General features: G+C 65.6%; 9 protein-coding genes. 8 read left to right on the top strand and 1 reads right to left on the bottom strand.

Going from position 1 to position 10,096, the window contains the following annotated elements; genetic code table 11:
* A partial coding sequence (locus tag WAW17_RS21925) for a cholesterol oxidase substrate-binding domain-containing protein (protein WP_422335020.1) occupies nt 1-1,715 on the top strand: 1,715 nt, incomplete at its 5' end.
* On the opposite strand, the gene WAW17_RS21920 is transcribed toward WAW17_RS21925, so the two are convergent.
* Entirely contained in the window at nt 1,716-2,048 is a 333-nt protein-coding gene (locus WAW17_RS21920) for a hypothetical protein (protein ID WP_422335022.1), read from the bottom strand. It lies immediately after the preceding gene.
* On the opposite strand from WAW17_RS21920, the gene WAW17_RS21915 reads away from it, so the two are divergent.
* From WAW17_RS21915 to WAW17_RS21885, 7 genes are all read left to right on the top strand, one after another.
* Nucleotides 1,936-2,400, top strand: coding sequence for a C40 family peptidase (locus WAW17_RS21915; RefSeq protein WP_422335021.1), 465 nt, complete (start codon nt 1,936-1,938; stop codon nt 2,398-2,400). The two genes, WAW17_RS21920 and WAW17_RS21915, sit on opposite strands and share 113 nt — an antisense overlap.
* Before the next feature lie 171 nt (nt 2,401-2,571).
* Nucleotides 2,572-4,167 carry a GMC oxidoreductase gene (locus WAW17_RS21910; RefSeq protein WP_422335019.1) on the top strand — a complete coding sequence of 532 codons (1,596 nt, stop codon included), beginning with the start codon at nt 2,572-2,574 and terminating at the stop codon, nt 4,165-4,167.
* A gap of 90 nt (nt 4,168-4,257) precedes the next feature.
* Nucleotides 4,258-5,505 carry a DUF6986 family protein gene (locus WAW17_RS21905; RefSeq protein ID WP_422335018.1) on the top strand — a complete coding sequence of 416 codons (1,248 nt, stop codon included), beginning with the start codon at nt 4,258-4,260 and terminating at the stop codon, nt 5,503-5,505.
* Nucleotides 5,506-5,579: 74 nt separating this feature from the next.
* Nucleotides 5,580-6,578, top strand: a complete 999-nt coding sequence (gene alc / locus WAW17_RS21900; RefSeq protein WP_422335017.1) for an allantoicase — start codon at nt 5,580-5,582, stop codon at nt 6,576-6,578.
* Complete coding sequence (gene puuE / locus WAW17_RS21895; RefSeq protein WP_422335016.1) at nt 6,575-7,540, top strand: allantoinase PuuE; 966 nt, start codon at nt 6,575-6,577, stop codon at nt 7,538-7,540. The genes alc and puuE overlap by 4 nt, the downstream gene beginning before the upstream one ends.
* A gap of 226 nt (nt 7,541-7,766) precedes the next feature.
* On the top strand, nt 7,767-9,503 hold the full coding sequence (gene ctaD / locus WAW17_RS21890; RefSeq protein WP_422335015.1) for a cytochrome c oxidase subunit I: 1,737 nt from the start codon (nt 7,767-7,769) through the stop codon (nt 9,501-9,503).
* A complete protein-coding gene (locus tag WAW17_RS21885; RefSeq protein ID WP_422335014.1) occupies nt 9,500-9,700 on the top strand; it encodes a hypothetical protein in 201 nt (66 codons plus the stop codon). The genes ctaD and WAW17_RS21885 overlap by 4 nt, the downstream gene beginning before the upstream one ends.
* Nucleotides 9,701-10,096: the final 396 nt, after the last annotated feature.

Raw genomic sequence — 10,096 nt, 5'->3', positions numbered from 1 at the left:
CCAGACGACGATTCCTCGCCGCCGGGGCAGGGACCCTGACCGCCTCCGCGCTCGGAAGCTGGGCTCCGGTCCACGCCGTCCCTTTCGGATCGTCCACGTCGACGCTGCCCGCCCCGCCCGGATTTCCGGAGGGCATCGCGCTCTACCAGCAGGCGTACCAGAACTGGTCCAAGGAGATCATGCTCGACGCCGTGTGGACCTGTGCGCCGAAGAACCCGGACGACGTGGTGCGACTGGCCAACTGGGCGCACGCCAACGGATACAAGATTCGACCACGCGGCGCCATGCACGGCTGGACTCCCCTGACGGTCGTCAACGGGGCCCCGCTCGACAAGGTTGTCCTCGCCGACACCATGGTCCACCTGGGCGATGTCACCGTGCACTCGGGCACCACACCCGCCACCGTGACGGCCGGTCCGGGGGCCACCCTGGTCGCCATCACTCAGGCCCTCCAGGATGCCGGACTGGGCTGGGCGAACCTGCCCGCCGTCGGCGAAATAACCATCGCCGGGGCGCTCGCGGTCAATGCACACGGGGCTGCATTGCCGGCGGACGGTGAGACCACGGTGCCGGGCAACACGTTCGGCTCACTGAGCAACCTTGTGACGTCCTTGACCGCGGTGGTGTGGACCGGCGACGAGTACGCATTGGCGACCTACTCGCGAGACGATCCGCAGATCACGCCGCTTCTCACCCACCTGGGGCGAACGTTCCTGACGTCGATCACGCTGCAGGCCGGGCCCAACGTCCGGATGCGGTGCCGGAGTCGCACCGACATCCCGTGGCGGGAATTGTTCGCGGCACCGGGCGCGGCGGGGCGGACGTTCGAGAGCTACATCGCCGAAACCGGCCGTTTGGAGGCGATCTGGTACCCCTTCACCGACAATCCGTGGCTCAAGGTCTGGGCGCTCGCGCCGGACAAGCCGCCGGAGTCGCGTGAGGTCGACGGACCGTACAACTACATGTTCTCCGACAACCTGCCCGAAGTTCTCACCGACATGATGGCGCCGGCAGCGGCCGGAAACCCGAGGATCGCGCCGGAGTTCGGACAGGTGTACTTCGGGACCACCGTCGCCGGCCTCGCCAGTACGATCTCATCCGACGTGTGGGGCTGGTCCAAGGACGTCCAGTTCTACATCAAGGCCACCACCCTGCGACTCACCGAGGGCGGGGGCGCCGTGATCACGAGTCGTGCCAACGTCGCCCAGGTGATCCACGATTTCACCCAGTGGTTCCACGCGCGGATGGACCACTACCGATCGCTGGGCCAGTTCCCGCTCAACGGCCCCGTCGAGATTCGTTGCTGCGGCCTCGATCAGCCCGATGATGTGCAGGTTCCCTCCGCCGGACCGCCCACCATCTCTGCCACCCGCCCTCGCCCGGACCACCCGGAATGGGATACCGCGATCTGGCTGAACGTGCTCGGGGTCCCAGGCACGCCAGGGATGTTCGCGTTCTACCGCGAGATGGAACAGTGGATGCGCACCCACTTCAACGGCGGTGACTCCATCTTCCGGCCCGAATGGTCCAAGGGCTGGGCCTTCGGACCCGAACTGCCCTATACGGACTCGGCGATCATCTCTGCAGGGCTGCCGGACTCGTACCGCGAAGGCGTTCCGGCGTCCGAGAACTGGGACACCGCGCGGGCCACGTACAACGCCCTGGACCCGCATCGGATCTTCACGAACACGTTTATCGACCAGCTGCTTCCGTAATCACCGGAACGTTCCACGCACCGAGTATCTCGATTCGGTGCGCGGAACACGGCTGCGCTTGTACGATACCGAGGACTCTTCGATTCCGTCCGAAGGGTGCTCGGCTCCGTCGATCAGCGCGTGATGAAGAGCAAAGGGGGGACCCATGTCCCAGCCCAGAAATCTCCGTCCCTTGCGACGAGCGGCGGTGGCCGGTGTGCTCGCATTGTGCGCCACGGCGTTGGCAACCGTACCGGTGAATGCCGCACCCATTCCCATCAGTTCCGGCAGCGCCGGCAGTTCCGGTAGCAGTTCGGGTAGTTCCAGCGGTTCGGGGATCATCCCGTTGCCCATCCCCACTCCCACCGGTCTCGCGGCGTTGGCGGCTGCCACGACGCAGACCGGCAAGCCGTACCTGTGGGGTGGAACCGGGCCCGACGCGTGGGATTGTTCGGGCCTGACGCAGTGGGCTTTTCGCCAGGCGGGCGTGAGTCTGCCCCGCACCACCTGGCAGCAGACGGAGGTCGGGACGGCGATTCCGTTGTGGGCCATGGCCCCCGGTGACCTGGTGGTACTCAACCCCGACGCATCTCACATCGGGATCTACGCGGGATTCGGGCAGGTCTTCAACGCCTACGGTCGCGGTGTTCCGGTCGGATTGACGCCGTTGTCGCAGTTCCATATCTACAGCGTCCGCCGCTTCTGAGGTATGGGGCCGGCCGCGACCCCGAGCCCCTCGCGCCCAATGTCACAGTCGTTCAGTTAGACTGCAGCAATGTGACATTGGGCGGAGGGTGGCTGGTTCACGCCCAGTGTGAGCGCGTCGATCTTTCGACATCTCGCCGAGTTAGTGCCGTCTGTGATCTGGGGGAAATCTGTGTCTGCAATCAATCGCCGGTCCTTTCTGGCCGGTGCCACGGCCGCGGGGATCGCACTGGCGAGTCCGCGCATCGCGCAGGCCGGGACCGGTCTCGGGGATCGGCGGACCAGTATTCCGCTCACCCGTGAGGATCACCGGGCAATCGTCATCGGGTCAGGGTTCGGCGGCGGGGTGGCAGCTCTTCGGCTAGCGGAGGCGGGCGTGCACGTTCTGATGCTCGAGCGTGGTATGCGATGGCCCACTGGGCCCAATTCCCAAACCTTTCCGCATGCGACGGCGCCGGACAAGCGCTTTCTCTGGCATCAATCCAGTCGGCAGCTCTTCGGTAAGCCGGTGGCTATGGAGCCCTACACGGGTCTTCTCGAGGCGGTGCCCGGTGACAACATGACCGCGCTGTGCGCCGCAGGTCTCGGCGGCGGATCCCTGATCTATCAAGGGATGACGCTGCAGCCGGCCGAGGCCGTCTTCAACATGCACTTTCCCGAGGAACTCGACTGGGCCACCATGGACCGAGTCCACTACCCTCGGGTCGCGCGGATGCTGCAGCTCGCCGTCGCACCCGAAGAACTGATAGCCAGCCCGAACTACAAGGCTGCAAGGGTATTTGCGCAGAACGCGGTGCGCGCCGGCCTCCCCGTGTCGAAAATCCCGATGCCGATCGACTGGAACTACGCGCTCGACGAACTCGATGGACGCGTGAACGCCTCCTACACCAACGGCGACGGCGCCTTCGGCGTCAACAACGGCGGCAAGCACTCGGTCGACGTCACCTACATCGCCGCCGCCGAAGCAACCGGCCGGGTCACGGTGCAAACCCTGCACCAGGTCACCGACGTCGAGCGAGCAAAGGACGGCCGCTGGACTGTGTACGTCGACCGGATCGATACGACCGGCAAGGTGCTCGAAAACAAGATCCTCACCACCAATGCCCTCGTGATGGCCGCCGGCAGCCTCAATACCACCAGACTGCTGGTCCGGGCAGGAGCGAAAGGCCAAATCCCGGACCTGCCGGACGACCTCGGCGGCGGCTGGGGAACCAATGCCGACCGGATCTACATATGGACGAGCCTCGAGGAAGAATTCGGCGCTCCGCAAGGCGGTCCAGTGATCTACGGCAGCCTGAATTGGGACGATCCCGCCTCCGCCGTCACGGTCATCCAGGCATCGATGCCACCACTCTCCTTCGATGCACGCAGCACGATGCTGGTCGGTTACGGCGTCAGCGAGGGACGTGGCCGATTCGTGTACGACTCGGCCAGTGACGACGCATTGCTGCGCTGGCCCAAGGACGGCGACGCTGTCATCCAGAACGGCCACATCGGCCCGACGGTCAGCAAGATCGCCGGTCCGGCAGGCATACTCACAGACACCAATGCCATGTTCCCCTCCACCTGGCATCCGCTGGGCGGTGCATCCATGGGTACGGTCTGCGACCTCGAGGGCCGCGTACACGGCCAACCCGGGTTGTACGTGCTCGACGGCGCACTGATGCCCGGAAACACCGCCGCGTGCAACCCGTCGATGACCATCGCCGCCGTTGCCGAACGCGCCCTCGATCACATCACCGCTCGCGACATCGGCACCCCAATTTAGCATCCACTGGAGAGCGTCACCGCGGGGAGTGACGGCCACCAGCTGGTTGTTCGCCATCCGCCGTAGCGGGATTTCTGCGAAGATCGAGCGGTGACCTCCCCGCATCGTCCCCGTCTCGCCGACAGCGAATTCGAGCGTATCGAGGCCATTCTTGCCCCCGTCGACCAGGCCCTCACCCTGAACTTTCCGGGTGATCGAGTCCAGGATCAGCCCATCCACACCGTGTACGTGAGTGCCGCGGATGCCCGGCCGGACACCCACAGGGTCTGGGCGGAGCGCGCGATCGACCTCTTGGACCAGCACGCTGAGACACTCGCCGAGATCGGCACGACGGGCGCGCTGCCCCACGTCCGGACCACCCTCGGTCACCGTCCGATCATGGATCTCCGGATCGACTTCGAGGACGGGTACGGATGGCGCAGCGACGACGTGGAGGATGCCGCCGCGCGAGGTGCCGGTCGCACGTTGGGTCGGCTCGCCGGCGACACCGACGGTCCGCACTCGCTGGGGATCCGTACCAAAGGATTGGCACCGCACGAGCTCAGGCGCGGCATCCGGACACTCGAACTCGTCCTCGAAGCGGCGGGTGGCGTCCCCGACGGCTTCGTGTTCACGGTGCCGAAACTGCGTGCAGCCGAACAGGTCACCGCAGTGGTTGCACTGTGTGAGGCACTCGAGCGCGCACACGGCCTGCCGGAGCGATCGCTGGTGTTCGAGTTGCAGATCGAGAGCCCACAGGCGGTGATCGGACCGGACGGTACCGTCACCGTCGCCAAGGCCATCCACATGGCGGCCGGTCGCTGCACCGGATTGCATTACGGCACCTACGATTACAGTGCAGCATGTGGCATCGCCTCGAAGTTCCAATCGCTCGAGCATCCTGTAGCCGATCACGCGAAGTCGGTGCTGCTGGTGGCGGCGGCACAAACCGGAGTGTGGGTGTGCGACGGCTCCACTCAGGTGATCCCGCGGGGAAGCGACGACGAGGTCCACGCCGCCCTCGTCCGGCACTACCGGCTGGTCACCCGATCGCTCGAGCGCGGCTACTACCAGGGCTGGGACATGCACCCCGGACATCTCATCACCCGCTGGCTCGCCACCTTCGACTTCTACCGAGGCGCGCTCCCTGCCGCGGCGTCACGACTGCAGGCGTACCTCGACCGCCAGGGAGGCGGAGTGATGGACGAACCGGCCACCGCGCAGGCTCTCGCGACGGTGGTGCTGCGCGGACTGGCGTGCGGCGCGTTCGACGAAAAGGCTGTGCTCGAACAGGCGCCGGGATGCCCGGTGCGCACGCTTCGCGACCTGCGCACCCGCACCGTCCTTCCGGAGAGCTGAGCGCGCGACGACACCCGTCGGCCCTACCGACGCCCTACACTTGCCCCACGCCCGATCAGGAGGTGCCGCACACCATGACCCCGAACAGATTGACCCAGAACCTCTTTCGCAGTCTGCCGGACTTGGCGGTCCGCACCCTCGGCGGCGCCGTCGTCTGGGCCAACGACGAATTGTTCGCCGAGCGTGAGAACCTCATCCGCCCCACCGCCGCGGTGTATCAGCCGGCGACATTCGGCCACAAGGGCCAGGTCTACGACGGCTGGGAGACCCGCCGCCGCCGCGTCGCGGGTACCGACGAGGCGATCATCCGGCTGGGAGTCCCGGGAGTGGTGCGTGGTGTGGTGGTCGACACGGCATGGTTCAGAGGCAACTACCCGCCCGAGATCTCGGTGGAGGCGGCGTCCGTCGAGGGATATCCGTCGGCCGACGAACTGGTCGAGGGCACCGAGTGGACCACGATCGTCGCCCGCAGCCCCATTCGGGGCGACACCGAGAATCAGTTCGCGGTCGATTCCGAGCAGCGCTGGACGCACGTCAAGCTCACCATGTACCCGGACGGCGGAGTCGCGCGGTTGCGGGTGCACGGCGAGGGCCGTCCCGACCCCCGGTTCCTCGCGGCAGGCCCCCTCGATCTGGCCGCACTCGAGAACGGCGCGCGAGTTACCTCGTGTTCCGACATGTTCTACGGATCACCGCAGAACATGCTGCTTCCGGGGCCGGCCCGGGTGATGGGCGACGGCTGGGAGACCTCTCGCCGTCGCGACGACAACAACGACTGGGTGGAGATCAAGCTCGCCGCCCAGGGCACTGTGTCGCTGGCCGAACTCGACACCTCCTGCTTCCTCGGCAACGCTCCCGGCGAGGCCGGCCTGCGGGGCCGGGACGGCGACGGCGACTGGGTGGAACTCCTCCCCCGGACTCGGCTGCAGCCCGACACCCGGCACCGCTTCGTCATCGACAGTGATCAGCCGATCACCGAGGCGCGGCTCGACATCTTCCCGGACGGTGGAATGGCGCGACTGCGACTCTGGGGTTCACTCACCGACGCCGGACGGGAAGGATTGCTCGCATGAGTATCGGTTTCGATTCCGGTTACCCCCGTGACATGGTCGGATACGGTCAATACCCGCCCGACCCGCAGTGGCCGAACGACGCGAAGATCGCCGTCCAGTTCGTCCTCAACTACGAGGAGGGCTCCGAGAAGAACCCACTCCACGGCGACGACGCGTCCGAGACGTTCCTGTCCGAGATGGTGGACGCCGAGGCGTTCCCCAACCGGCACATGAGCATCGAGTCGCTGTACGAATACGGCTCGCGTGCCGGTCTGTGGCGGGTGCTCCGGGTCTTCGAGCGCCGGGGGCTGCCGCTGACCGTCTTCGCGGTGGCGAAGGCGATGCAGCGAAACCCGGAGGCCGTGAGCGCCTTCGGTGAGCTGGGTCACGAGATCGCGTGTCACGGTCTGTGGTGGAAGAACTACCAGCTCGAGGACGAGAGCGTCGAACGCGAGCATATGGCCGAGGCGGTGGAGATCCTGCGGTCACTCACCGGAGAGCCCCCGCTCGGCTGGTACACCGGGCGGGACTCACCGCAGACCCGCGCCCTGGTGGTCGAGCACGGCGGCTTCGAGTACGACTCGGACTCGTACGCAGACGACCTGCCCTACTGGGTAAAGGTGATCACCGGTGCGAAAACAGTGGATCACCTGGTGGTTCCCTACACGCTCGACACCAACGACATGCGATTCGCATCAGCCGGCGGCTTCCCCAGCGGGGAGCAGTTCTTCGCCCATCTGCGCGACGCGTTCGATGTCCTGTATGCCGAGGGTGTGGCCGGTGCCCCCAAGATGCTGTCGGTGGGTCTGCACTGCCGCCTTGTCGGACGACCCGCCCGCACCGCGGCGTTGGAACGCTTCCTCGACCACGTGCAGTCCCATGGCGGAGTGTGGATCGCACGCCGCATCGAAATCGCCCGTCACTGGAAGTCCGTGCACCCCGCCGGTACATCGCGGCTCGGGAACGGGTTTCTCGATAAGTGATGTGCGCCACATCAATTCCGGTTAGAGTTGCCGGGGCCGGTGCTCGCTGTCCGGGACGGGACAGACCGGGACTTTCAGTGAACGCCGCGGTGCAGAAGGTCCGGTCCGGCCCGGGACCTTCGCCTCTCGCTCCAGTGCGGATTGCCGAGCAGCATCCTTCCTATGATTGTGTCCACGATGCCGCCAGACGTCAGGAAGCCGAACACCACGCCGGCAGGCGGACATCATGGTTGATTCGCTCGCACGTCCCACCGGTGGGCTCGGCGCGGTACGTCCGTTCCCGTCCCGCACCGCCCCCAAGGGTTCCAAGATCGTCGAGATCCTGAGGACCACGGATCACAAGACGATCGGGCTGATGTACATCGTCGCCTCGTTCGCGTTCTTCCTCATCGGCGGACTGATGGCGCTGATCATGCGGGCCGAACTTGCGGTGCCCGGCCTGCAGTTCCTCTCCAACGAGCAGTTCAACCAGCTGTTCACCATGCACGGCACGATCATGCTGCTGCTGTATGCCACACCGATCGTGTTCGGGTTCGCCAACTACATCCTGCCGCTCCAGATCGGCGCGCCGGACGTGGCCTTCCCTCGTTTGAACGCCTTCAGTTTCTGGCTGTACATCTTCGGTGGCCTCATCGCCTCCGCAGGTTTCATCACTCCCGGCGGTGCCGCCGACTTCGGGTGGACCGCCTACGCGCCTCTGACCAGCGCACTGAGTTCGCCGGGCATCGGTGCCGACCTGTGGATCATCGGCCTCACGCTGGGCGGCCTCGGGACCATTCTGGGCGCCGTCAACCTGGTCACGACCGTCGTGTGCATGCGTGCGCCCGGCATGACGATGTTCCGGATGCCGGTCTTCACCTGGAACATCCTCATCACCAGCATCCTGATCCTACTGGTGTTCCCGCTCCTCGCTGCCGCACTGCTCGGGCTCTGGTACGACCGGCACCTCGGTGGGCACATCTTCGACCCAGCCAACGGCGGGGTGATGTTGTGGCAGCACCTCTTCTGGTTCTTCGGCCACCCCGAGGTCTACGTGATCGCGCTACCCTTCTTCGGCATCGTCTCGGAGATCTTCCCGGTGTTCAGCCGCAAACCGATCTTCGGATACAAGGGGCTGATCTTCGCCACCCTCGGTATCGCCGCCCTGTCGATCGCCGTGTGGGCGCACCACATGTACGCCACCGGCGCGGTGCTGCTGCCGTACTTCTCGTTCATGACCTTCCTCATCGCGGTTCCGACGGGTGTGAAGATCTTCAACTGGATCGGCACCATGTGGAAGGGGCAACTCACCTTCGAGTCGCCGATGCTGTTCTCGGTCGGCTTCCTGGTCACCTTCCTCTTCGGCGGCTTGTCGGGCGTGCTCCTCGCGAGCCCGCCGCTCGACTTCCACATCACGGACACCTACTTCGTGGTCGCCCACTTCCATTACGTGCTCTTCGGCACCGTCGTGTTCGCCACCTACGCCGGTATCTACTTCTGGTTCCCGAAGATGACCGGACGCCTGCTCGACGAGGGCCTCGCGAAGTGGCACTTCTGGACCACGTTCGTCGGCTTCCACGGCACGTTCCTCGTCCAGCACTGGCTCGGTAACGAAGGCATGCCCCGTCGCTACGCCGACTACCTGCCGTCCGACGGCTTCACCACCCTCAACACCATCTCGACGGTGTTCGCGTTCGTGCTCGGTGCCTCCACGCTTCCGTTCGTCTGGAACGTGTTCAAGAGCTACCGCTACGGCCGGGTGGTCACGGTGGACGATCCGTGGGGTTACGGCAACTCGCTCGAGTGGGCCACGTCCTGCCCGCCGCCTCGTCACAACTTCACCGAACTGCCCCGAATCCGTTCGGAACGTCCGGCATTCGAGCTGCACTACCCGCACATGATCGGGAGAATACACACCGAGGCACACGTCGGCCTCCGCGGCCACGAGTCCCCGGAGGCAGCCCGGATCGGAGAAGGCAAGTGAGATCGATCGGCAATACCCCCGACTCCCCGGCACCGCTTCGGCGTCCGGCTCCCTCGATCATGCTGGCACCCTTGCTCACCCTGGCACTGGTGATGACGACACCGCTGTTCCTGCCATTCGCACTGGCGGTGATTCTCATCGTTTCCACCATCGCGTGCGTCGGAATCGTCATCTCCACCAGCGCGAGCAGCACCTGACAGTTGGCGCCTCCGAAGGACGGCGGCGAGCTGGTGACGAGAAATCGCGCCCGCTCGTCGCCGTCGTTTTTGCTGCGGTGCGGCACCGTGGCCGCTTAATAGAGACGAAACATGATTGACCCCACTGAGTAAACTGTCACGGGCTCAATAAGGAATCCGCTCTGGTCGAGTTCTGCGGGGTGGTCACGGCGCGAACGGCAGACAGACGGTGGCAACCGTGAAAATCTGTTCGGAGAGCAACCGCAGATAGGGATGATGCAGTGACAGAATCACCCGGCTTGCCCGCTTTCCATGCGTTGAGCCGTGAGAAGGCCGTCGAGGTGCTGATGCACTGCTGCTCGTCGGCCGAGTGGGCCCGGCGGGTGTCCGAGGCGCGGCCCTACCCCACCGCCGAGG

It is taken from the genome of Rhodococcus sp. (in: high G+C Gram-positive bacteria), from assembly GCF_049286785.1.
Classification (GTDB): domain Bacteria; phylum Actinomycetota; class Actinomycetes; order Mycobacteriales; family Mycobacteriaceae; genus Rhodococcus_F.
This window is presented reverse-complemented; position numbering and strand designations above follow the sequence as displayed.

What these genes read in the sequence shown, in the direction of transcription:
- ctaD (WP_422335015.1), top strand. Translation starts at nt 7,767, where the DNA reads ATGGTTGATTCGCTCGCACGTCCCACCGGTGGGCTCGGCGCGGTACGT.
- puuE (WP_422335016.1), top strand. Translation starts at nt 6,575, where the DNA reads ATGAGTATCGGTTTCGATTCCGGTTACCCCCGTGACATGGTCGGATAC.
- WAW17_RS21920 (WP_422335022.1), bottom strand. Translation starts at nt 2,048, where the DNA reads ATGGGCAACGGGATGATCCCCGAACCGCTGGAACTACCCGAACTGCTA.
- alc (WP_422335017.1), top strand. Translation starts at nt 5,580, where the DNA reads ATGACCCCGAACAGATTGACCCAGAACCTCTTTCGCAGTCTGCCGGAC.